This window comes from Roseateles sp. GW821-FHT09H11 (assembly GCF_059415845.1).
The window spans coordinates 612,295-635,717 of the sequence record NZ_JBWKOA010000001.1 but is presented as its reverse complement, the minus strand read 5'-3'; the positions used below and the strand labels follow the sequence as shown (position 1 = coordinate 635,717).

Annotated in this window: 16 protein-coding genes; 6 read left to right on the top strand and 10 right to left on the bottom strand. The window is 70.6% G+C overall.

The window, feature by feature from the left end; translation table 11 throughout:
• Positions 1 to 32 precede the first annotated feature (32 nt).
• The 10 genes from AC07PR_RS02420 to AC07PR_RS02375 form a co-directional block, all read right to left on the bottom strand.
• Positions 33 to 2,732, bottom strand: a complete 2,700-nt coding sequence (locus AC07PR_RS02420) for a hypothetical protein (RefSeq protein WP_495134281.1) — start codon at positions 2,730 to 2,732, stop codon at positions 33 to 35.
• On the bottom strand, positions 2,714 to 4,024 hold the full coding sequence (locus AC07PR_RS02415) for a hypothetical protein (protein ID WP_495134280.1): 1,311 nt from the start codon (positions 4,022 to 4,024) through the stop codon (positions 2,714 to 2,716). The genes AC07PR_RS02420 and AC07PR_RS02415 overlap by 19 nt, the downstream gene beginning before the upstream one ends.
• A 31-nt stretch (positions 4,025 to 4,055) precedes the next feature.
• Positions 4,056 to 4,487 (bottom strand): hypothetical protein, encoded by a 432-nt coding sequence (locus AC07PR_RS02410; protein WP_495134279.1) that lies wholly within the window; start codon positions 4,485 to 4,487, stop codon positions 4,056 to 4,058.
• A 53-nt stretch (positions 4,488 to 4,540) separates the two neighbouring features.
• On the bottom strand, positions 4,541 to 6,367 hold the full coding sequence (locus tag AC07PR_RS02405; protein WP_495134278.1) for a GMC family oxidoreductase: 1,827 nt from the start codon (positions 6,365 to 6,367) through the stop codon (positions 4,541 to 4,543).
• 63 nt (positions 6,368 to 6,430) lie between these two features.
• Positions 6,431 to 8,959, bottom strand: a complete 2,529-nt coding sequence (locus AC07PR_RS02400) for a hypothetical protein (protein ID WP_483106396.1) — start codon at positions 8,957 to 8,959, stop codon at positions 6,431 to 6,433.
• Between the two features lie 331 nt (positions 8,960 to 9,290).
• Positions 9,291 to 9,596 (bottom strand): NIPSNAP family protein, encoded by a 306-nt coding sequence (locus AC07PR_RS02395; protein WP_495134277.1) that lies wholly within the window; start codon positions 9,594 to 9,596, stop codon positions 9,291 to 9,293.
• Between the two features lie 38 nt (positions 9,597 to 9,634).
• Complete coding sequence (locus AC07PR_RS02390; protein WP_495134276.1) at positions 9,635 to 11,206, bottom strand: PepSY-associated TM helix domain-containing protein; 1,572 nt, start codon at positions 11,204 to 11,206, stop codon at positions 9,635 to 9,637.
• On the bottom strand, positions 11,203 to 11,475 hold the full coding sequence (locus tag AC07PR_RS02385) for a hypothetical protein (RefSeq protein WP_377155084.1): 273 nt from the start codon (positions 11,473 to 11,475) through the stop codon (positions 11,203 to 11,205). Before AC07PR_RS02385 ends, AC07PR_RS02390 begins: the two co-directional genes overlap by 4 nt.
• Complete coding sequence (locus tag AC07PR_RS02380) at positions 11,465 to 11,755, bottom strand: hypothetical protein (protein WP_495134275.1); 291 nt, start codon at positions 11,753 to 11,755, stop codon at positions 11,465 to 11,467. The genes AC07PR_RS02385 and AC07PR_RS02380 overlap by 11 nt, the downstream gene beginning before the upstream one ends.
• A 97-nt stretch (positions 11,756 to 11,852) precedes the next feature.
• A complete protein-coding gene (locus tag AC07PR_RS02375; RefSeq protein WP_495134274.1) occupies positions 11,853 to 12,665 on the bottom strand; it encodes a 4'-phosphopantetheinyl transferase family protein in 813 nt (270 codons plus the stop codon).
• 115 nt (positions 12,666 to 12,780) lie between these two features.
• Here AC07PR_RS02375 and AC07PR_RS02370 point away from each other — a divergent pair, with 115 nt between their 5' ends.
• From AC07PR_RS02370 to AC07PR_RS02345, 6 genes are all read left to right on the top strand, one after another.
• Positions 12,781 to 13,305 (top strand): sigma-70 family RNA polymerase sigma factor, encoded by a 525-nt coding sequence (locus AC07PR_RS02370; RefSeq protein ID WP_495134273.1) that lies wholly within the window; start codon positions 12,781 to 12,783, stop codon positions 13,303 to 13,305.
• Between the two features lie 148 nt (positions 13,306 to 13,453).
• Positions 13,454 to 13,717 carry a DUF4880 domain-containing protein gene (locus AC07PR_RS02365; RefSeq protein ID WP_377155080.1) on the top strand — a complete coding sequence of 88 codons (264 nt, stop codon included), beginning with the start codon at positions 13,454 to 13,456 and terminating at the stop codon, positions 13,715 to 13,717.
• 157 nt (positions 13,718 to 13,874) lie between these two features.
• Positions 13,875 to 14,123 (top strand): MbtH family protein, encoded by a 249-nt coding sequence (locus AC07PR_RS02360; protein ID WP_377155079.1) that lies wholly within the window; start codon positions 13,875 to 13,877, stop codon positions 14,121 to 14,123.
• Between the two features lie 5 nt (positions 14,124 to 14,128).
• A complete protein-coding gene (locus tag AC07PR_RS02355) occupies positions 14,129 to 14,890 on the top strand; it encodes a thioesterase II family protein (RefSeq protein ID WP_495134272.1) in 762 nt (253 codons plus the stop codon).
• Between the two features lie 62 nt (positions 14,891 to 14,952).
• Positions 14,953 to 19,902 (top strand): condensation domain-containing protein, encoded by a 4,950-nt coding sequence (locus AC07PR_RS02350; protein ID WP_495134271.1) that lies wholly within the window; start codon positions 14,953 to 14,955, stop codon positions 19,900 to 19,902.
• Between the two features lie 4 nt (positions 19,903 to 19,906).
• Positions 19,907 to 23,398, top strand: coding sequence for a non-ribosomal peptide synthetase (locus AC07PR_RS02345; RefSeq protein ID WP_495134270.1), 3,492 nt, complete (start codon positions 19,907 to 19,909; stop codon positions 23,396 to 23,398).
• The last annotated feature ends 25 nt before the right edge of the window (positions 23,399 to 23,423 follow it).

Sequence of the window (23,423 nt, the reverse complement as noted above, 5' to 3'; positions counted from 1 at the left end):
CCATTTTTCTCTGGGACATTGGCGCTGGTGGCTCAGCATTCGAACGTCTCATCCCCCGTCGGCTCCACATGCGGCGTCCCGTTCATGCGCTGCCGCATGCGTGACAGCGACTGATAGACGCGCCACCGCGCGCGGTTCAGGCTGCCCAGCGGGCGATGCGCGGGCAGCGCATGCCAGGGATTGATGGACAGCCGGTGCGCGAAGGCAAGCTGCGCCGGTGAATCGAAGACCTGCTGCGGCAGGCGCAGCGTCGCCACGTGCACCGGGGGCGACAGCGACGCGGGCCATCGCACGCCGGCGCTTTCGATGGGCATGCGTCGCGGGTCGGTCTGCGGCTGCACCATCACGTCGAACAGGACCTCGCCCGCCGACAGCGCCCGCACCATCGCCTCGCGCAGGTAGTTGTCGGACGGCCGGCCCGGCAGGCCGGGCACGCGGCTGACACGCCGCGCGCGCGGCACGAAGGCGTACTGCATCGCGCCGCGTTCGCCGAGCCGATAGGCGGTGCAGCTCCAGTAGGACGTCTCGAAGGGGCTGGTCTGCGTGCGCGACCACAGCGCCTGCATCAGCCCGTTGAGCCATCGCCCGTTCTTCGGCGACGAGAAGAAATACAGCGGCGTGCCGCGCCGGATCAGCGCCTGCAGCCGCGCGTTCTCCAGCACGTCCGGCGTCGTGAACACCGGCGTGCTGATCCCCGTCAGGTCCTGCGTCCAGCGCTCGTCGTCGAGCAGCTTCGGACCCGGCACGCCCATCAGCTTGACGCCGATGCTGAGCACGCCGACATCGTCGATGTCCGGCGGGCTGTCCGGCCCCGGTCCGCCGAATCGCACCCAGGCCGGGAAGCGCCGCGACGGCTCGGCCAGGATGCCGTGGCGCAGCGCCTCGGGGACGTCGTCGCGGACCTCCAGTTCGGCGCGCACGACGCCGTGCGTCTTGGTGTTGCCGGCGCGCTGGCACGGGATGCCGCGGTAGTGCGAGGCGAGGTAGTCGCCCATCGTGGCGACGATCTCGTCGACCGCCTCGGCCTCGAACGGCAGCGGGCGCTCCTCGCCGAGCGCGCCGATGAGCGCCGCCGGCAAGCGCCGCACGATCAAGGCCTGCACCAGGCGCGTCAGCGGCTCGCGCAGCAGCGCGTCCAGCGCGGGACGGATGAACGGATCGATCCGTCGCTCGACGCGCATCAGCGAGACGAATCCGTCGTGCACGCCGCGCTCGATAGGGCCGGCACGACCGCTGTCGGCACCGACGTCGTGCCGCGGCAGCGCGTCATCCCGTGGTTCCGGCTCGGTGGCCAGGAAGCGCAGCGCACGCACGCCGGGCAGGAAGAAGTAGGCGCCGCCGCGCACGGTCACGAATCGAGGCAGCCCCGTCAGCCGCTCCGCGGGACCGTCGACCCGCGGTATCGAGAACGCGTCGACGGGCTGGCCGTCGACGCGCGGAACGCGCGGCCCGAGCAGCGGGTCGCTCTCGGCGCTCAAGCCGTTGAAGTGTGAGCTCGTGAGCCACGCGCCCTGGACGAACTCGAACTGTCGGCCGATGTTGGCGTTCAGCGCGATGAAGTGCAGACCGCCCTCGTACTTGCGCCCGCGACGCAGCACCCGATGGAAACGCGTCGAAGCGACGAGGTCCAGCGCGCGGGCCTCGGCGTCCAGCCCGATCGTGCGCGTGAAGGTCGTGAACGGGCAGGCCGGACCGCCGGGCAGGTCCGCGTTGCGCGGATTGCTGCGCCGGATGTGCGCGCCGATCGGGCAGTGCAGACCTTCGGGGTCGTCATCGAAGGTGAAGTCCGCCTCGGCGTCGACCGGTGTCGCGGTCAAAGGCACGCCGTCGTGCGTGCGTCCCACCATGCGCTCGGCGTCGTCGGACAAGCGCTGGAACGAACGCACGTCCTGCGCCAGCTGGCGCATCACCAGGTAGCTGCCGTTGCGGCCGAGGTCCGCCATGCCGAACAGCGCATCGCGCGGCAGCAGCCCGCCCGGGTCGCGGCCCGGATTCAGCAGCGGCCGGTCGGACAGCGCGCCGTACTCGTTGGGATAACCGAGCACGAACTCGCCGAGAGACGAGAGCTTGCTGTAGGTCTGTGTCGTCCGGTCGTCGACCGGCCGCTCGCGCCGCCAGTCCAGCAGGGGTTGCGAGAGACCGTCCTTGAAGCCGAACGGTTCTCTCCCATCCGCGTCGATCGCGTCGATGGTGGGAAGCGCCGTCAGCAGCTCGAAGCCCTCGGCCCAGGCCGCGTCGACGCGGGCGCGGAACGCGGCCAGTTCGCCAAGCCGCGCGTACAGCATCAGCAGCGCGTGCGGCATGCCGGCGCAATGGCCCCAGGACCAGGTCTTCGGCGCGCTGCCGCCCACATCGCCCAGACGGTCGGACCGGTTCTCCGGCCTGTCCATGCCGACGCGGAACTCCGGCGCGAACTCGTCGATGACCGACTCGCGCACGCCCAAGGCCTGCAGGCCTTGCGCGGTGAAGGCGAGCTGCAAGGCCGGGGCGTCGTGCCGGTTGCCCGGGTCGCGCCGCGCGACGCTCACCTCGACCTGCGACAACCAGCGCCGCGCCGCGGCGGCGTCGCGCACACGCAGCAGCAGGAACACCGCTTCCGGATGATCGCCATAACCGCGCATCAGCAGGCCCTGGATGTCGTCGAGATCGACCTCGGGCGCCGCGCCTGGAGTGCCCGACGCGCCGGACTGGCGGGAGGCAGTCGCCGCGGCCGTCACAGGAGTCGCAGCCATGCCATGACCTCCGCGTCGTCCGGCGACCGGGCTTCGAAGCCCAGCCGGACCTGGCGGTTGCGTTCCATGTCGGTCAGCGTCAGGCCGGGGTAGGCCTTGTACCAGACCTGCGTGCGCACCTGGTGGCGGCGCTGGTAGCGCTTGAATCGCTGCTCGTGCCGGCAGCCCTGGAAGAGCAGCCACGCGGTGCGCGGCCAGCCCACGCCGTTGCTGAAGGACAGGTTGAGCCCCCAGCCGACCTTGTTGATGAAGTCGTCCATGTAGGCCTCGTGGCTGCCGTCGTAGTTGCTCGCGAAGGCGACGCGGGTCTTGTCGTCGAGGAAGACCCAGCGCGCGAAATGGATGGTCCGCACCCGGCCCAGGAAGCCGCGGTTGAAGACATGGCGCGCGGCGTAGTCGATCGCCGCCAGGATCGCGATGAGCAGCCAGCGCCGGAAGAGTCCCGGCTTCACCGCGCCGATCGCGCTGAACTGGTTGGTGACGTCCCAGTCCTCGTCCCGCTGCAGCGCCTCCACCGCGGCGTCGTCGGGGCGGGGACAGTACTCGGGGTCGTGGGTCTCGCGCCAGCGCAGCAGCACCAGCACCGGGATCGCGATGAGCACCGTCAACGGCAGCAGCACGACCGCCAGCAGCACCAGCAGGAGGCCGAGGGCCGCATGCAGGCCCTCGCTCAGTTGCCAGCTGGCCGGCGTGGGCGCTTCAGGCGTCAGGGTCAGGCGTTGCGCCCGCTGCTCCGCGTGGACGTGGTCCAGCAGCGTCTGCCGCACCGCGCGAGCCTGCGCGGCGTCGGCCATCGACTCGCGGGGGACGCGGTCGGACAGCGCCTGGTGCAGTTTCTGCTCTTCGCAGATCTGGAGCGCCGTGCGACCCCGGAAGTTGACGTAGAACACGTCGACCGGCCGGTTGTGATCGAGCATCCACGCGAGCAGGTCCGAGCCTGACGGGGGGGCCTCGCAATGCGAGAACAGCTCGCGCAGCCCCGCGTCCGCGACTTGCGCGATCGCCTCCAGGCAGTCGCGCGCGGTGCCGTCGCAGTCCGCCATGAACAGCAGCGTCGTCGGCAGGCGCGCCGGCCGGCTGACGTCGTGCAAGCGCAGGTCGGCCTGCAGCGCGTCGTCGACGAGCACGAGGCGCGCGAAGTGCAGCGTCTTGATCGCGCCAAAGGGCAGGATGCGGTTGTCGGGATCCGCGACGCCCGGTCGCAGCGTCATCGTGTCGAGCAGCGCCCGCAGGCCCGCCTCGCGTCCGGGCACGACCGGCGCGACCAGCATGATCGGGGACTGCGGGGTCATGGGCCGGGGCTGCGCGTCGACGACGCCCGGCTCAGAACTGCAGGCAGAAGTCGATCAGGCGGTCCTTGCCCCAGTACACCTTGCCGAGATAGAAGCCGGGGCCGATCTGGCGGATCTCGTCGCGGATCCAGTGCGCGAGCAGCGAGGTGTCCGAGTAGTCCAGCACGATGCATTCCTTCTGGTCCAGCCAGCTCGGCCCGCGGTAGACCTTGGCGACGATGGCCTGCAGCCCGAAGGCGAGGATCTTGTTCTTGAGCAGGCCCTTCTCCGCGTCGAAGACCTTGCCCTGCCAGCCGAAGTGGGTCACGAAGTTGGCGATGTTCTCGGTGTACTTCGTGCCGGGCGCGATGATCGCGGTGCCCTGCGCGGGTCCGTCAGGCATGTCGCCGGCAGGACTGTCCATGAAGAGCTTGTCCAGTTCCTGCTGGGACATGGCCAGCAGTTGCGCGACGTCGTAAGCCATGGGGTCACCTCCGTTCGGTCAAGGGTCGGGTCGATGAACAAGGACGGCGGCGTTCAGCCGTCGTCGTCGAGGATGAGTTGCGCGGCCTTCTCGCCGACGATGTAGACGGCGCTCACCAGGAAGAAGCCGGGGATGCGGGGAAAGACCGAGGCATCCGCGACGCGCAGCCCGCGCACGCCGCGCACGCGCAGCCGACTGTCGAGGACGGGCCCGATCGGGCAGGAGCACGACGCGTGATGGCCCCAGGCGGTGTCGCGGACGTAGTCGGCCAGCGCCTGCCGGTCCGTGAGCTGCGCGCCCGGGCGCAGTTCCTCCGTCACGAGGCCACGCTCCACCAGCGGCGCCGTCAGCGTGCGGATGAACTCGATCGAGCTGACGACGGCATCGAGGTCCTCGCCGGCCGCATCGCTGCCTTCCTCGAAGTAGTGGAAGTCGATCAGCGGCGGGTCGCGCGGGTCGGCCGAGCGCAGTCGCACCCGGCCGGCCCGGTTGCGGGTGTGGGCCTTCAGGATGGCCCAGGTGAGGCTGTCGTTGCGCTCGCGGATCTGCTGCGAGAAACCCGGGTAGTAGCCCTCGAAGGACGCCGGCAGCGCCATGCAGAAGATGTCGGGCTCCGGCCGCTCCGGTGCCGAGCGGCGCACCACCGCGGCCGCCGCGCCGCTGGTCGCGTACAGGCTGCAGTCGCCCCCGGCCCAGCGCTGCCAGGGCGGGTCGCCGCGATCGAATGTCGCGCCGGTCCGCATCGCCCAGGGCTGGCGCAGGCGATGCGTCACCGCGATCTCGTAGCGGTCCTGCAGGTTGGTGCCGACCTCGGGCAGGTCGACGCGGACCTCGATGCCCAGCGCCTCAAGGTCCGCGCGGGGACCGATGCCGGACAGCATCAGCAGCTGCGGCGTGTTGAAGGCGCCTCCGGCGAGCACCACCTCGCGTCGCGCGCGGACGCGTCGGCGCAGGCCAGGCTCCGCGTTCGGCGACGGATGGGCGCGGTACAGGTGACGGCCTTTCAGGTACTCGATGCCTTCGGCGCGCCCGTCGCGGTCGATCAGTACCCGTGTGGCGAGCGCGTCCAGCTCGATGTGCAAGCGGCCGGGAAACGCGCGCGCCGCCTCCAGCAGCCGCTCGCGCGCGCCGGTGCGGCGATGCCCGCGGGTGGACAGCGGCGTGTAGCAGAGGCCCGTGAAGCTGCCGCCGTCGACCGGCCGGGCGTTGGGATCGGCGGCCCCGCGAAGCCAGCGCCACAGGCCGCCGACAGGATCCTTCAGCCCGCGCAGCAGCGCGCGTCCGGTGAGCGCCACCAGGAGGCGAAGCGCGCGATCGCCGAGCGCCTCCGGCGGCAGCGCGCCCTCGACGTGGAGCCAGCCGTCCCACCCGTGGCCGGTGGGATCGAGACCGAGCCTGCTCAGCGCCCGCCAGATCGGCCGGTGGCGGCAGGCCTCGACACGGCGGGCGTGCTGGCGCATCGCCTTGGCATTCCAGGTGTCGTCGCCGGTCAGCTCGGCGATGTGGTCCCAGTCGGCGTCGTGCGGCAGCATGAAGATCATCGCGTTGTGCGTCGTGCAGCCCCCCAGCGCGCCGGCGCGCGGGTAGAGCACGCCCTGGCCCGGCTGGTATTTCCAGTCGCGGGCCTGGCGGGACTCGTCGGCGTAGTGGCGCACGTGAAAGTTCCAGCTGCTCTGCGGGTGCTCGCACGCGAAGGCGTGGAAGCCGGGAACCTCGTAGTCATCGGGCATGCGATCGCCGGGTTCCGACGGCGGATCGCCGCCGGCCTCCAGCACGCAGACGCTCAGGCCCGCCTCGACAAGCCGGGCCGCGAGCGTGCCGCCGCCCGCGCCGGAGCCCACGATCACCACGTCCCATTCGCTGTCGTCGGGCAGGTCCATGGAGCTTGGGGGCAGGCGTGCGGTGTCGATGCGGGCGAAGTCCGGGTGTTCCGAGGCGGTGGCTCAGAACGTCTTCAGGAAGGCGATCAGGGCGCGCTTCTCCTCGTCGCTCAACACGGGCTCGGTGCCGAAGGCCTTCTCGTCGGCGCTCAGGCCGTCCTGCTGATTGAAGAACGCGGTGCCGAAATAGTGCCCGCGATTGACGACCAGGTCGGGGCACTTGCTGAGCTTGAGCATGGGCTCGCGCAGGTTGGCGAAGCGCTTGCGCAACTCCTCGTCGGTCGCGCCGGCGGGGGCGGTCGCGAGGTCCGCCTTGAGCTTGATCGCGAACTCCCCGAGCAGCTTCACATGGGCGGCGCGTTCGTCGAGGTTGTCGCTCTCCGAGCGGATCTTGAGGTTGGCCAGCGCGCCGATCGGCGTGCCCTTCGGGATCGGGCCGAGCACGATGTCGCCGCCGTCGCCGACCAGCCAGGGAAGCCAGCGGTGCGCCCAGCCGCGCAGCGGCGAGAGGCTCTCCGGCACGAAGCCGACGGGGATGGTCACCTGGCTGCGCGCGTCGGTGCGGTCGATGGTGCCGTGGACCTTGGCGCCGAAGAGCTCGTCCTGCTGCCGGCGCTCGGGCCAGAGCATCTGCTCGATCGACGCGTTGAACACCTTCATGCGCCCCTCGACCGACGGATCGGTGCTGAACGGCCCGACGGTGTTGTTGAGCAGGAAGGGCGCGGTGGACCAGGCGCTGATCAGCGACGGCACCCGCGTGTACCCGCGGCCGCCGGCCGGCATCGCGTAGGGCAGGGGCTCGCCGGTGAACGGGTCGGACAGCGTCAGCGTGCCGACCGAAGGCAGCTTCTTGTAGGCCTGAGACGAGAAGTTGTCCCAGATGTTGCCGGCCAGCGCGTTCGTCGCCAGCGGGCTGCAGGCGTTGGTGCGCAGCAGCGTGACGGGCACGCGGGCCTCGGTGGACAGATAGTTGCCGTCGAGGAAGTCGCTCGCCTGGACGAGCTCGCGCATGCGCGCCTTGAAGTCGTCGCCCTGGGTCCATGTCCACCAGCGCTTGTAGCAGTCGAGGTAGCCGGCGCCGGCGCATCGGGCGGGGTCCAGTCCCAGCGTCGGCGGCGGCTCGGGCGCCTTGCTCGAGTGGCAGCGGGCGCAGGTGTCGGCGAAAACGATCTTGCCGCGCGCCAGCGTCGCATCGTCGGCCGCCAGGTGCGCGGCGCCGCCGGGGGCGTCCTTGAGGTGGTCCGGACGCGCCGCCTTCAGGAAGAAGAGGGCGGTGTTGACGTTGCCCCGTTCGGTCGCGTTCCAGTAGGACGAATTCTTCTGCGCGTCGGCGATCCTGATCGGCGTGATGTCCTTGCCGCCGACCACCGGGTTGAAGTGCAGCAGCCATTCCTCGCTGAACAGCCCGATGTTGAGGTAGACGCGGTTGAGCGCGCCCAGCAGGCCGACCGAATCGGCGCCGTCCTTGAGCACGTGTGGCGTCTTGACGATCTTGGTGTCCTTGTCGAAGTACTCCGCCAGCGGACCGTCCTTGACGTAGTCGTTGAACTGCTTGTTGTCGAGTTCTCCGCCGGCCAGCGGCTCGTGCCACAGCTTCTTGGCGGTGCCCATGCGGGCGACGAAGTCATAGACCGCGTTCATCGTGCGCGGGTTGTTGATGCTGTCGGTCGAGACCAGCGAGGTGTCCATGGAGCCGGGCCGGTAGGTGTGGGCCAGCTGGTACATGAAGTTGGCGCGGCCCTCGGGCTTGTCGGCGTTGAAGATGAAGAGCCGGTCCACCCACATGTACTGCGCGCCGACCGAGGAGCTGAGGTTGGGGAAGCGCGGATGGGACGGGTCGGCGGGCGGGTTCACCGGGCTCGGGCCGACATGGCAGAAGCCGCAGGACATGCCGACGCGGTAGGGCCGCACGAGGTCCTTGCGGTTGTAGTAGGACGGGTCGGTGTAGTAGCGCTGGGCGTCCCAGGCCTTGGCGGCCTTCTCGTCGAAAGCCGGGTTGGGGAACAGGCGCAGGCCCATGATGCCGGTGGCGTAGCCGTAGAAGGAGCCGACCGGCAGGCCGTTCTTGCCGCGCCCGCCGAGGGCGACCCCGGGGTACTTGGTCTCGTTCTCGAACGGGTCCGCGGCGCAGTCGGTGCGACGCACGTCCAGCCACAGGCCGAAGCGCTTCGGATCGGCGGCGGCCGCGGGGTCGAAGCAGGGTTCGTTGACGAGGCCGAGTCGAGGCCAGCGGTTCTCGCGGTTGTAGCCGAGGCTGGGATGGGAGCTGACGATCTTCAGCAGGTCGAAGGCGCCGAAGGTGTAGTCGGTCATCCTGTCCCAGAAGCGGTCGTTGCCGCCGCTCCAGACCAGCCACATGTTGCGGCCCTGGATCTCCTTGGCGTCGAGCGCGAGGCCGCCGTCCATCTCCTTGAAGTAGTCCTCGTCGGCATGGCTGAAGGACGCGGCGTCGCGGCCGGCCTGGCGGGCCTCGTCGGTGACCTCGCCGGGGCCGGGTCCCTTGCCGCAGGATGTGAACAGCGCGAAGGCGGCGGCGGCCAGCAGCGCCGAGGTCGGCACACGGCGCGCGGAACGCGAGATGGAACGGATCATGACGGCCTCCCAGCTGTGTGGGGCCGGTCGGCGTTTCGCCTCCGTCCCCAGCCCGGTCACGGGTGCGACGCGGGCGTTTGGCGGGGACGATGGACCGTCAGACTGGCAGCGTCATCATCACAAAGGAGGAGGAAGGACTTGCAGTGCGGAACGCGGCGACAAGAGGGGACGAGTCCCTAGATTGAAGGTTGCGTCCGCATGAAAACCTGATGCGCAACGAGGGTTGCGCGAGGCCTTGCCGCTCCGGTCTGCCCGGACTGCAGGGCGGGCAGGCGGTCGCGAAAGGCAACAAGTGGCCCCGGCCTCAGGGGACGCTCCCTCCGACCCAGGTTCACTCGAACACAGGCCGGAAGAACGTGCGCTCATAGCTGAGGATGCAGCGCGTCTCCTCGGCGTAGCGGAAGGCCGCCTGGCATTCCGGATCCTCGAAGGACTTGATCCGGTACTCCTCGTACGCGGCGAGCGACGGGAAGGAGAAGGACGCGAGCGCGATGTTGTTCGCGCCCTCCGAGGGCAGCAGATAACCGTGGTGCACTCCGCCGAACTTGCGCACGAGCGGGATCCACAGCTTGCCGTAGTGCTCGAACTCCTTGAGCTTGTAGGGGTCGAGGACGTAGCGGAGGTGGCAGGTGATCATGGGCGGATTGTGACCGCGCTCGGCAGGGACCGCCGCCTTCAGGCGGTGGCCACCGGCACCACGTCCCGCCGGGGCGCCAGCGCCCAGACACTGTTCGCCGGCCCGTTGAGCCCGCGCCTCAGCGTCGCCCCCGCCATCCGCGCGAACGCCCCGGCCAGCAGCACGGCCATCAGGTCCACGAAGAGCCGGTGCGAATGACCGTCCAGCAGCGCCGCCAACGGCGAGACGCCCGTCGCCACCCACGCCGCGGCCGGAATGGCCGCGGTCAGCACCGCGCAGAGCCACAGCAGCTCGTGCCCCGCCCGCGCCGGCGCGCGAAGGAAGGCCCAGGCCATGCTCGCGAAGAAGACGCCGAAGTAGACCGGCCGGTCCCACTGGTCCCGCAACAGCGCGCCGGACAGGAACAGCGCGGACACCCCCGCGATGCAGCCCAGGCAGACGCCGAGCGTCAACTTCGCCATGAGCCGCGGACCGCGCGCCTGCTCCGTCTGCTGATGGCGGCGACGCGACTCGATGTACAGCAGATTGCCGCTGTAGAAGAGGAAGGCCCCCGCCAGCCCCAGCACGAAGTACAGCCACTTCAGCAGCGTGTCGCCGAAGTTGCCGTAGTGCAGCGAGGTCAGCCCGTTCAGGAAGCGCTTGCCCGGTGAGTAGGTGCTCGGCTGATCGACACCGAGCACCTCGCCCGTGGCGCCGTTCAAGGCCACGGCCACGCGGCGGCTGAGGCTCTTCTGGTCCACCAGGCCCACCAGCGTCACCTGCGCGTTGGCGTCGCCCGGGTCGTGGAACGACACCTCGTCGGGCTGGAAGCCCGGCACCTGCGCCTGACCGCGAAGCAGCAGCTCGGTCAGCGGGAGCAGGGGACGCGGGGACGCTTCCGCCTCCACGTGCGCCGCCACCTGCAGATCCGGCTTGATGATCTTCAGCAGCTTGCCTTCGAACACGAAGAACTGGAACGGCGCCAGCATCAGGTAACCGATCGCGAGCACCGCGCCGCTCCAGGCGAAGATCACATGGAAGGGCAGCGACAGCAGGCCGATCACGTTGTGCGCGTCCTGCCACAGGCGCTTGAGGTTGCGTCCGGCGCGCAGGGCGAAGAGGTCCTTCAACAACAGCGGCGCGTGGATGACGATGCCGCTGACCAGGGCCAGCCCATAGAGCACGCAGGCGACGCCGAAGAGGTAAGTGCCCCACGGCGCGGGCAGTCCGGCCGTGTAGTGCAGCTGGTAGATCAGCTGGATGAAGCCGCCGTGCGCGGCCGCCGGGGTCAGGACTTGCCCGGACTCGTCGAGCACATAACGGCGGTGCTCGGAGTAGTTCTCGTTGTACCAGTCCAGCTCGGGATTGGCCGGCTCCAGCTGCAGCTTCAGGTTGTGCGAATGCGGATGCGCGAGCTGCACCTTGTCGAGCAGCACCTGCGCGCGGGCGAGCTTGTCGGCCTCGTTCACCTCGCCCGAGGGGCGGCGCCAGCCGTCGAGCTCGTGCGTGAACACCGTGATCGCGCCAGCGTAGAACGCGATGAACAGCAGCAGTCCGGCCGCGAGGCCCACCCAGGTGTGCAGCGCCAGGAAGCTGCGCAGGGTGGCGGGATTGAGCTTCATCTTCATCATGCGACGACCTGGATCCAGCCCAGCAGCTTGAGCCCGTGCAGCAGCGCGTAGCCGAGCACCGTGAGTCCCCCCAGCCATGCCCAGGCGCGGCGACCGCTGCGCGCGGCGAAGGCCGCCGACATCACGCCGATCCAGAGCGGGAACGACATCAGCAGCCAGGGCAGGGTGATGACCTGGGAACGGCCAGGCCAGCTCAGGGTGACGAGGCCGATCACGGCGGCCGTCAACGGCAGGCCCAGCAGCGCGGCGGCGAGCGATTTACCCCACATGACGCGCCTCGCCGTCCTTACGCTGCGCCAGCCAGGCGTTGAGCCCGGCGTTGACATACGGCAGGGCCACGGCGGCCAGCATGAAGGCCGTGAGCATCGCGAAACCGCCGCCCCAGACGCCCAGCGCGCGCCAGGCCGCGCCCCAGGCCAGGGCCAGCAGCAGCCAGCCCGCCGTGCGCAGACGTCCCGGGCGGGCCACCGCGCGCAGGCTCTGATGCCGGCTTCCCAGATAGAAGGCGATCGCCGCGGCGACCGCCAGCGCGAGGTAGAGCAGAGACATCGGGCGAGGTCGTGCGAATGTTGAAGCGGCGCAGTGTAAATGCAAGCAATTCGCAAATGCGAGGAATTCTCGACTGCACGGCAAGGATGGCGGTGCTTCAGGCTCGGGGTTCGGCGACCGACGTGTGCACCTGGTCGCCCGTCACGCGGGCCTGCACGAGCAGCTCATGGACCCGCCCGTCGAGCGGACCGTCCGGCGTCGGGCGGAATCGCAGGCTGAGCGGCGCGGAGCCGTCCTCACGGTTCCCGCCGACGTCGATCCACTCCATCTCGTCGAATTCGACGAAGCGCTTCACGAGCGGATGGATGGCCTTGTAGACGCTCTCCTTGGCCGAGAAGAGCAGCGTGGCCCGCAGCCGGTCCGCGCCCGCCGGGAACCACCTCGCACGCTCACGCGGGGTGCAGCAGAGCGCGACGATGTCGCGGCTGCCGTTCTCGTCGACGATGCATTCGCTGTCGATTCCCACCCGCAGCCACTCGGCGCTGGCGGCGACCGCTGCCCAGGCGCCATCGCGCGTGTGGGCGATCGAGCCGACGACGCCGTCCGGCCAGCGCGGTGCGCCGCCGTCGCCGGTGCCGATCGCCTCGCACCGGCCCGAGCGGGCGAGCAGGGCCGTCTCCGCGCACAGCCGGCCACCGAGGTAGCCGAGCCGGCGCGAGCGGCTGGACCGCCTGATCGCCGCCGGCAGGCCGTCCAGGGTCAGGTCTTGCGTCAGCCGGTCCAGCTGCTGCAGATCGATCCCGCGTCCGACGACTTCCGCGGGCAGCACATGCGGCGCAGGGGCCATCAGGCGCTCGATGTCCCGCAGGCGCGACGGGTCGAGGCGGCGCAGCCACTCGCGCACCGGCACGGCGTTCTCGGTCTGGCACGTGTTGTCGCCAACTGTTGCGATATGAAGCGTTGGTGTCATGCCCCTGATCGGTCGGCGGGATAGCGGGAATCGTCGCGCGATGACGGTAGAGTCGCGCCTTGTTGAGAATCATTATCATTCAAGTGACCACGAAGTCACAGGGAGTACCACTGTCATGACCATCGAGTACCTCGAGCCGGCGCTCGCCCACGTCTTCATCGAGAACCGGGCGCGTCTGCGGCGCATCGCGCAAGGCATCGTGCGGACGCCGGAGCAGGCGGACGACGTGCTGCAGGACGCCTACCTGAAGCTGGCCCATGGGGAATCGCCCCGGCAGGCGGACCGGCCGCTGGGCTACTGCAGTCGCGTGGTCCGCAACATGGCGCTCGACCACTGCCGCAAGCACAGTGTGGAAGCGAACTACCGCTCCTTCGATGTGGAGGCCGACGATTTGGACATCCCCGACACCGCTTCGCCTGAGCGCTCGATGCGCGACAAGCAGGTGATCTGCTCGATCGACCGCGCGCTGTCCTGCGTGCCCGCGCAGACGCGGCAGGCCTTCGAGCTCTACCGGCTGGAAGGCCTGACCCAGCGCGAGATCGCGCAGCGCATGGGCTGCGCGCTGGGGCTGGTGAACGCCTGGATCGCGGACGCCGCGCGCGCGATCGCGGGGTGCCGCCACCTGCTGGCCGACGACTGACGCGCCGCATCGCGCGCACCCCTGGCGCACCCCTGCGACCCCGCGCGCGGACCTCGCGCAGCGCCGCGCGAGCCTGGAGTAAGCTGCCGCCACAGGGGTCATCCGGCCTCTGCGATTTCGACTCCGGGTCACGCCGCCGCCAACCCCCATGACACAAGAGCAGGACGATCCCGTCTGGCAAGCCGCCTGGACGTGGGTGCAACGCGAGTTCGATCGCGAGCGCTTCGACGAGGCCGCCCGGCTCGCGCTGGCGCGCTGGCTCGCCGAAGATCCCGAGCATGTGCGGATGCACCAGCAGGCGACGCGCCTGTGGGCGCTCGCGGGCCAGGTGCCGGCTCGCGCGCAGGATCCGGACGACGCCGCGACACGGCCGGCGGCACGCCGATCGAGGGACGCAGACCCCTGCGATTGAGCGGCGCCACCAGGTTCGAAGATCCACGCCAGCGACCGACCCGGGAGGGTCCGCGTGAACATCCGCCGCGCTGAAACGTCTTGAGAGGACAGGGCCCCGTCGCCGGTCTCACCGGGAGCGGGGACGCCCACATTCCCATCCTGCAAGAGGCGTTCTCATGTCCACCAGCTGCTTCGACCGCGAAGACGACACCTTCATCGTTCTCGTCAACCACGAAGACCAGTACTCGATCTGGCCGCACTGGAAGGCCGTTCCCGGCGGCTGGTCCGTGGTGCCGGATGTCCGCGGCGACAAGAAGACGGTGCTCGCCTACGTCGACCGCACCTGGACCGACATGCGCCCGAAGTCGCTGCGCGACTGGATGGCGGGGCAGGAGCAGGCCGGCCAGCCGACGACCGCGGGCTGAGGCCCATGGAGGCGATGGCCCTCAAGCTGCTGTGCCTGCCGTGCGCGGGCGCGAGCGCGACGATGTACCTGCGCTGGCGCCGTCTGCTGCCGCGCTGGATCGAGATCGTGCCGGTGGAACTGCCCGGCCGCGGCAGCCGTCTGGGCGAGCGTTTCGTCGAGGACTTCGGGACGCTGGCCGACCGGCTCTGCGACGAGCAGGCCGCGGTCATGCGCGGATCGTCGGGTGGGCCGCAGGCCTTCGCGCTCTTCGGTCACAGCATGGGCGCGCTGCTGGCGCACGGCATGGCGCAACGGCTGCGTGAGCGCGGCGAGCGCCTGCCGCGCGCGCTGATCGCCTCGGGCAGCGCGGCGCCGTCGCGGCGCGACACGTCGCGCCTGCGGCAGGCGCTCGGCGATGACCAGGCGCTGGCCGCCGACCTGCGCCGCCAGGGCGGCACGCCGGACGAGGTCTTCGACAACGCGGAGCTGCTGCGCCTGACGCTCGATGTGCTCGGCGCGGACTACCGCGTGTGCGACAGCTATCGCCATGTCCCACGGCCGCCGCTGCCCGTGCCGGTGCACGTCTTCGCCGGGCGCCAGGACGAGATCGCGCCGGACCGGCTCGCCGCCTGGTCGCTCGAGTCCGAGGCGCCCGCGACGCTGGACTGGTTCGACGGCGGCCATTTCTTCGTGCGGCAGCAGGAGGGCGCGGTGCTGACCGCGCTGGCTCGCCACCTGAGCGCCGTCGGCGCACCCGCGCGCGCCGCACCCGGCGCCTTCGCGTGACCGCGCGGCGCCACGCGCCGCGGGCCCCGCTGCCCAGAGACCTTCACTGAAAGAAGCGCGACATGCCTGCCGCGATGACGACTCCTTCGTCCCTGCCGGCGCCCGAGGGCGCGGCATCGACCCTCGTTGAGCACCTCGACCGACTCATCGCGTCGAGGCCGGGGGATACCGCCCTGATCATGGTCGGAGACCGCGGGGTGGACGGCGGGATGGACGGCGGAGGCGACGCCGGACACGACGGCCACGAACGGCCCGTCACCTACGAGGCGCTCGGCCGCCGCTCGCGCGCGCTGGCCGCGGCGCTGCAGGCCGCCGGTCTGCAGCCGGGGGCGCGTGTGCTGATCGCGCTCGAAGGCACGGACGACTACCTCGTCGCCTTCCTCGGTTGCCAGTACGCCGGCATGATCGCCGTGCCGGTGTTCCCGCCGGAGAGCGCACGGCCGCAGCATCTCGAGCGCTTCGCCGCGATCGCGCGCGATGCCGGCGCGGCCGCGGTGCTCGGCACGCGCGACGTCATCGAGGCCGGCTCGTTCGGCGAGCTCGGCGGAATCGGGGCAGTCGGAGCGACCGGCGCGACCGGCGCGATGCGCGCGATCGGCGCCATTGATGCCATCGGCAACCCCGATGGCATGCGGGCGCTCGCCGTGGACGACATCGACGTCGCATTGGCCGACGCCTGGACGCCGCACGTTCCGCGACTGTCCGACATCGCCTTCCTGCAGTACACGTCCGGCTCGACGTCCACGCCCAAGGGCGTGATGGTGAGCCACGGCAACCTGATCGCCAACGAGCGCGCGATCCAGACGGCGCTCGGCACCACGGCGCGCGACGTCTATGTCTCCTGGCTGCCGCTGTTCCACGACATGGGGCTGATCGGCGGGCTGCTGCAGCCGCTGTTCGCCGGCGGGACGCTGATCCTGATGACGACGGCGTTCTTCCTGGCTCGGCCGATGCGCTGGCTGGAGGCGATGCATCGCCATCGCGGCACGATCACCGCCGGTCCCGACTTCGCCTACCGGCTCTGTGCGGAGCGGATGAAGCGGGCAGGGCGTACCGCCACCCCGGCGTTGGACCTGAGCACGTGGCGCATCGCGCTGTCCGGCGCGGAGCCGGTGCGGGCCGACACGGTGGCCGCCTTCCAGGAGGCCTTCGCGCCTTGCGGCTTCCCCGCCGGCGCGATCTACCCGAGCTTCGGACTGGCCGAGGCGACGCTCTTCGTGACCGGCGGGCAACGTGCGGACGGCGCAGTCTCTCGCCGCTTCTCCACCGAGGCGCTGAAGCGGCAGCGTGCGGAACTGGCTGTGGACGTCGAGGTCGACGCGTCTGTCGATGCCGATGCCACGGGCGACGGAGCTCAACGGCTGGTCAGTTGCGGCGCGGTCGCACGCGACCATGAGGTGCGCATCGTCGATCGGGCCACCGGCGTCGCCTTGGACGAGGCGCAGGTCGGTGAGATCCGCGTGCGCGGGCCCAGCGTCGCTCAGGGCTACTGGGGACGGCCGGAGGTCAGCGCCGAGACCTTCATCGAGCAAGGCCCCGAGCGCTGGCTTCGCACCGGCGACCTGGGTTTCCTGCGCGACGGCGAGCTCTACGTGACCGGTCGCATCAAGGACCTGATCATCCTCCGCGGCCACAACGTGTATCCGCAGGACATCGAGGCGGCGATCGAGCGCCAGCCCGATCTCGTGCGTCAGGGACGCGTGGCGGCGTTCGCGGTGCCGGGACCCGACGGCGATGGCATCGGCGTCGCGGCCGAGGTGTCGCGCGCCACGCGCAAGTCGATGACGGCGCAGGCGCTGGTGGCCGCGATCGGTGCCGTCGTCGGTGAGCACTGCGGCGAAGCGCCGCGCGTCACGATCCTTCTCAACCCGGGCGGTCTGCCCAAGACGTCCAGCGGGAAGATCCAGCGCTCCGCGGCGCGGCAGGGCTGGCGCGATGGCACGCTGGATGCCTTCGCGATACATGCCGAGGGTCGCTTCGTGTCAGGGGGAGAAGGCGACCCCGTGTCGTCGCCCGTCGCGGGACATGGCGTCGCGGAGCAACTGCCCTACAGCGAGACCGAACAGGTCCTGGCCGGGATCTGGCACGAATCTCTGGCGCTCTCCGACGCCGCGATGCCGGCGCGAAGCACGAACTTCTTCGTCGCGGGCGGCAATTCGTTGACCGCGGTAAAGCTGGCTTCGCGCGTGTCCGCGCGGCTGGGCGTGACGCTGGGCTTGCGCGATCTTTTCGAATGCCCGGTGCTGGGCGACCTCGCCGCGCGCATCGATGCGCGGCGCGCCGCCGCGATGTCCGGCACCGCGACGCCTAGCGCTCTTGCGGGAGTGCCCCACGCACACCACGCACACCACGCACACCACGTGCCGATGGTTCCGCTGGTTTCGTTGGTTCCGGTTGATCGGACCGCAGAGCGGGTCCTGTCGCCGACGCAGCGCCGCCTGTGGCTGGTCGAGCGCCTGACGCCGCGCGCCGCGCGCGAAGCCCATCCGGCCTACAACATGGCCGCCGCGCTGCATCTGGACGGCGATCTGGACGTGGCGGCGCTGCAAGGCGCGCTCGACGCGCTGGTGGACCGGCACGAGGTGCTGCGCACCGTCTATCCGGAGAACGACGAGGGCGAACCGATCGCCGAGTCGCGGCCCGCCGCGCGCGTCGATCTGCCGCTGCGCGGTCTGTCGGCGCTGCCGGAGCCGCAACGGCACGCCGCAGTTGACGCGGCGCTGGCCGCGCAAGAGGGCCGCGCCTTCGATCTCGCCAGCGATGCCTTGTTGCGTGCGGAGCTGCTGCGACTCTCATCCGACCGGCATGTGCTGTTGCTGTGCGTTCATCACATCGCCTTCGACGGCTGGTCGGTGGGCGTGTTCGTCCGTGATCTCACCGTCGCCTATGCGGCGATCCGGAGAGATACGGCGCCGGCCTGGTTGCCGCTGGCGGTGCAGTACGCGGACTATGCGCAATGGCAGACGCGCCAGCTCGCCGCGACGCAGTCGGCGCTGGCCGCGTTCTGGCGCGAGGCCTTGCGCGGCGCGCCCGCGCTGTCCACGCTGCCGCCCGATCGCGAGCGACCGGCGGTCGCATCGATGGCCGGCGATGCCGTGTCGATCACGATGTCGAGCACGGAGACCGATGCAATCACGCGACTGGCCCGGTCGCAAGGCAGCACGCCTTTCCTGGTGATGATGGCGGCCTTCCTGGCGCTGATGCACCGGCGTACCGGCAGCGACGATCTCGTGGTCGGCACCGACGTTGCGGGCCGCGACCTGCCCGCGCTCGAACCGCTGATCGGATTCTTCGTCAACGTCGTGCCGCTGCGCTCGCGGCGGATCGGCGTCGATCGCAACAGCGGCACCAACGGCACCCACAGTGCCGACAGTACCAACAGTGCGAATGGTGCCGACGGTGCCGATGACAAACGCGGCGAGACCTTCACCGAGTGGCTGGCACGGGTGCGCGAGCTCGGCCTGACGGCGTTCGAGCACGCCGCGATGCCGTTCGACCAGATCGTCGACGCGGCGGGCGTGCCGCGCTCGCGCCGGCACGGGCCACTGGTGCAGACCTTGTTCGTGGTCCAGAACACCCCCGCCGCGCGCTTCGATCTGCCCGGGTTGGCGGTCCGCCTCGAATCGCGGCCTCCGGTCACCTCGAAGTTCGACCTCGCCGTCTTCGTCACCGACACCGCCGACGGCGTCCGCGCCGAGTGGGTGTTCGCGACGTCCCTTTACGAGCGCGCCACCGTCGAAGCCGCCGCCCAGGACTGGCGGACGCTGCTGCGCCGTGCCGCCGCCGAGCCGGACACGGCGATCGACGCGCTGCTGGACGGCTTGGAACGTTCGGGACCGTCGCCATCGAGCCAGCCGTCCTCCGGCCCGCCACCTTCTTCTCCTCCGCATCACCAGGAGCCGACCATGTCTTCCCTTCCTCCTCCCGTCGTCGACAAGCCGGGCAAGCTCGACAAGCTGGGCAAACTGGCCGCGCTCGGCAAGCGGGCGGGACCGGGCGCCGTCGGCGCTTCGGCGACGGCTGCTACCCCGGTGCCCGCCGTCCGAATGACCACGTTCGCGGACGATCGCCCCTTCCCCCTGATCGTCGAGGCCACGCGCCCCGACCTCGACGCCGTCGCCTGGGCGCGCGCCAACCGCGACGTCGTCGAGACCTCGCTGCTCACGCACGCGGGTCTGCTGTTCCGCAACTTCGGGCTGAGGACGCCGCAGGAGTTCGAGGCTTTCGCCGAGTCCATCGAGCCCGAGCTGTTCGGCGGCTACGGCGACCTGCCGAAGAAGGAGGGCGGCCGCAACACCTACCGCTCCACGCCGTATCCCGAGCGGCAGATGATCCTGTTCCACAACGAGAGCGCCCACCTGGAGCGCTGGCCGCGCAAGCAGTGGTTCTTCTGCGAGCTGCCGTCGCCGGTCGGCGGCGCGACGCCGATCGTCGACTGCCGCGAGATGCTGCGCCGGCTGCCCGCCGACCTCGTCGACGAGTTCGAACACAAGGGCCTGCTCTACGTCCGCACCTTCACGCCGCGGCTGGACGTGTCGTGGCAGGACTTCTTCAAGACCACCGATCGCGGGGAGGTGGAGGCTCGGCTCACGCGGGCCGGCACCGCCTTCCGATGGCTGGACGCCGACACGCTGCAGACCCGCACCCGCTGCCCGGCCGTGGTCAAGCATCCGCTGACCGGGGAGCGTGTCTTCTTCAACCAGGTGCAGCTGCACCACGTCAGCTGCCTGGAGCCGGATGTGCGCGAGGACCTGCTCGGCCTGGTCGGGCTGGACCGCATGCCGCGGCACGTCACCTTCGGGGACGGCTCGACGATCCCGGACGCCACGATGGCCATCGTCGGCGAGGCCTATGAGGCCTGCGCGGTGCGGCTCGATTGGCGGCAGGGCGACATCATCATGCTGGACAACATGCTGGCGGCCCATGCGCGCGACCCGTACGAGGGACCGCGCAAGATCGTCGTGGCGATGGGCGCGATGTTCGATCGCGCGGCGCTGGGCGGGGAGGCGTGATCCGATGAATGCGATCCATACCCCCGGCCTGCCCGCCGAGGAAATCGTCAGCAGCGGATTGAGCCCTGAGCAGCGCGCGGTCGTCCGGCACCTGCATGCGACGCACCTGGATGCTGCGGGGATCGATGCGGCGCGCCTCGCGGCCGTGCCCGGCCTGACGGCGCGCGTCACGATCGATGGGGCTCTTGATGCCCTTGCTGACCTTGCTGGCCCAGATGGCGGCTTCAATGGCGACGCGCTGCGTCACGCGGTCGATCAGGCCGTGGGCGCGCACGAGATGCTGCGCACCGCCTTCGGGCCAGTGGACGGCTATCGCGGGCTGCGCCAATGGCTGCTGCCGGTGCGGCCGGCGCTCGACTGGTCGAGCGCCGATCTGCGGGGCATGGACGAGGCGGCGTTGCAGGACTGGCTCGCGCGATTGGCCGCGCCGCTGGCGATCGTCGAGGGACAGGTCTTGCGCGCAGGTCTCGCATGCGTGTCCGACACGCGGCACGTGCTGGCGCTGCATGCGAGTGCGCTGGTGGCGGACGAAGGCAGCCTGCGCACGCTGCTGGCAACGATCGCGACGGCCTGCGTCGGAGAGCGCGGAGAACGGGGAAAGCGCGGAGAGCGCGGAGATGCAATCGGCTTCGACGCCGAGGAGGTCTTCCAGTACGGCCAGTACGTCGAATGGCGCGCCGAACTGGCGAGCGGGGAGGAGGCCCGGACCGGCGCGGCTTATTGGCGCGCGCATCTCGGCATTGGTGTCGCTGGGACTGCCGTGCCGGACGACCTCGATGCCGACTGGCAGGGCCCGCGACTGCCGCAACCCCTGGCGCCGCGCGCCGGCCGTGTCGAAGCGCGGACCGTGCTTGACTCGGCGGTGGTGGCCCGCATCGTCGCTTCGACGGTTGGCGCCGAGCCGCTGCTGCACGCCGTCTGGCTGCTGCTGCTCGCACGGCTGAACGGCTTCGAGCGGTTCCTCTCCGGCTGGCGCCACGACTGCCGCGACGACTACGAGGTGATGCGCGGCGCCGTCGGCGTCTTCGAGAAAGTGCTGCCGATGGCGGTGACGCTGACCGGGGACACGCGTGTCGAGGACTGGTTGACGCACTGCGCGGCCACGGTGGCCGCGCACGTCGACGCTCAGGAGTACTGGTCGGTCGAGTCGCCCGCCACGACGTCTCTCCGGGAAGCGGTGTTCCGTTGGCAGCGTGTCGCCGCGCCTGGCGTGGGCTGGTCCGTGCCGTCGGTCGAGGGTGCAGTCGAGCAGGGTGACGATGGCGATGGCGATCGCTCCGCGCTCACGCTGGAGGTGCACTGGGGCGAGCGCGTCGAGCTGGTGCTGAACGCCGACGGCCTGCGTCATTCGCAGCAGGCGGTCGAACGCCTGCTGGGCCAGTTCACGACGCTCGTCGAGCAGGTGCTCGATCGGCCGCACGCGGCGGTGCGCGAGCTCGATCCCGTCGGCGCCGAGGAGCGCGCGGCCCTGCTGCGCGGGGCGCAGGGCGAGCGCCGCCACGTCGGCGCGCTGACGGTGTCGCAGCATGTGGCCGAATGGGCCGCGTTGTCGCCGCAGGCCCCGGCGCTCGAGGCCGGCGGGATCGTGCTCGACTACCGCGCGTTGAACCAGCGCGCCAACCGCCTCGCTCGTGCGATGGCGTCACTGGGCGTGACGCCGGGATCGCTGGTCGCGCTGAACTTGCCGCGTGGCGCGGACCTCATCGTCGCGATGCTGGCCGCCTGGCGAGCCGGCGCGGCCTACCTGCCGCTGGAACCCGGCTGGCCTGAGGCTCGTCGTCGTGCGCTCCTGTCGGACGCCGCGCCCGCCCTGGTCCTGTCCGCGACACCGCAGTCGAGCGAGCCGTCGGTCCGCGCAGCGACCCTGACAGGCGATGTCCTGACGTCCGCCGGCCAGGCCGCGATCGACCTGCGCGAGCTGGACGGTGCTCTTCCGGCCACTCAGCCTCGGCTGGGCGACCTGGCGTATGTGCTCTACACGTCCGGATCAACCGGCCGGCCCAAGGGCGTGGCCATCGAGCACGGCCAGCTGCTGAACTACGTCGTCGCGAGCACCGCGGCGATGGACCTCGCCGCCAGCCGACGCTGGGGCCTGACCAGTTCGGTCGTCGCCGACCTGGGCAACACGGCGCTGTTCGGCGCGCTCTTCAACGGTGCCTGCCTGATCGTCGCCAGCGAGGACAACACGCGGAGCCCGGCCGCCTTCGCGCGCTTCGTCGAGACGGCGGGTATCGACGCGCTGAAGATCGTGCCGTCGCACCTGGAGGCGCTGCTTGAAGGCGAGGCGGCAGGTGAGGCGCCGCGCGTGCCGCGCACGCTGGTGCTGGGCGGCGAGGCCGCGCCGCGCGCGCTCATCGAGCGCCTGCGGCGCCTGGCGCCCGACACGGCGATTCACAACCACTACGGACCGACCGAAACCACGGTCGGCGTGCTCGTGCATCGCGTCCGCGCGTCCGATCTGCCGGGCGGCGACGCGCTCCCGCTGACGCAGGTGCTGGCCAACAACCGCGTCCTGGTGCTGGACGAGGCGATGCGGCTCGTGCCCGCGGGCGGGCAGGGTCAGGTCCATGTCGGAGGTCCGCAGGTCTGCCGCGGCTACCTGGGCCAGATGAACGAGCCGAGCGGCCATGGAGACCAACGCGGCGATGGCGGCGGGAACGGCGCAAGTGGTCGCACGCCGGGCGCCTTCGTCGATGACCCCTTCCATCCCGGCGAACGGCTGTATCGCACCGGCGATATCGCGCAGGTCCTGGCCGAGGGCGGCCTGCGCCTGGTGGGACGCGCCGACCATCAGGTGAAGGTGCGCGGCTTTCGCGTCGATCCAGCGGAGATCGAGGTCGCGTTGCTGACCTTGCCCGCGGTGCGGCAGGCCGCGGTGCTCACGGAGCAGGGCGCGGCTGGAGAGGTCGAGCTGGTGGCGTGCGTGGTGCTGGACACGTCTGGCGGCGACGCCACCGGTGCCGCGACGAACCGCGCGCATCAAGCGGATCAAGCTGGTCGCACGGGGCACCTGCGCGAGGTGCTGAAGGCGCTGCTGCCGTCGCACATGGTGCCGACGCGCCTTCATGCGCTTGACGCCTTCCCGCGACTGGCGAACGGCAAGCTCGATCGTGCCGCGATCGTCGCGCTGGCGGCCGGTGCCACCGCATCGGCTCTCGAATCGTCGCGGGATGGCGATGCCGCCGCACCGCGCGCGCCGCGCGACGCGTTGGAGAGCGTGCTGTCGCAGGGCATGGGCCTGCTGCTGGGCCGCGGCCCGATCGGCATCGACGAGGACTTCTTCGAGCTCGGTGGCCACTCGCTGATGGTGATCCGGCTGGTGGCGCGGCTGCGCAAGCTGCTGGGCATCGAGATCGAACCCGGCCTGGTCTTCGACCACCCCACCGTGGCCGAGCTCGCCGCCGCGCTGCGCGCCGGCCCCTGGGATACCTCCGGCTTCGAGCGCCTGGCCGCCACCGATTGGCAGAGCGCCGAAACGGCGACCGTTCCCCATTGACGCATCAGGCTGACCGATGAACGAC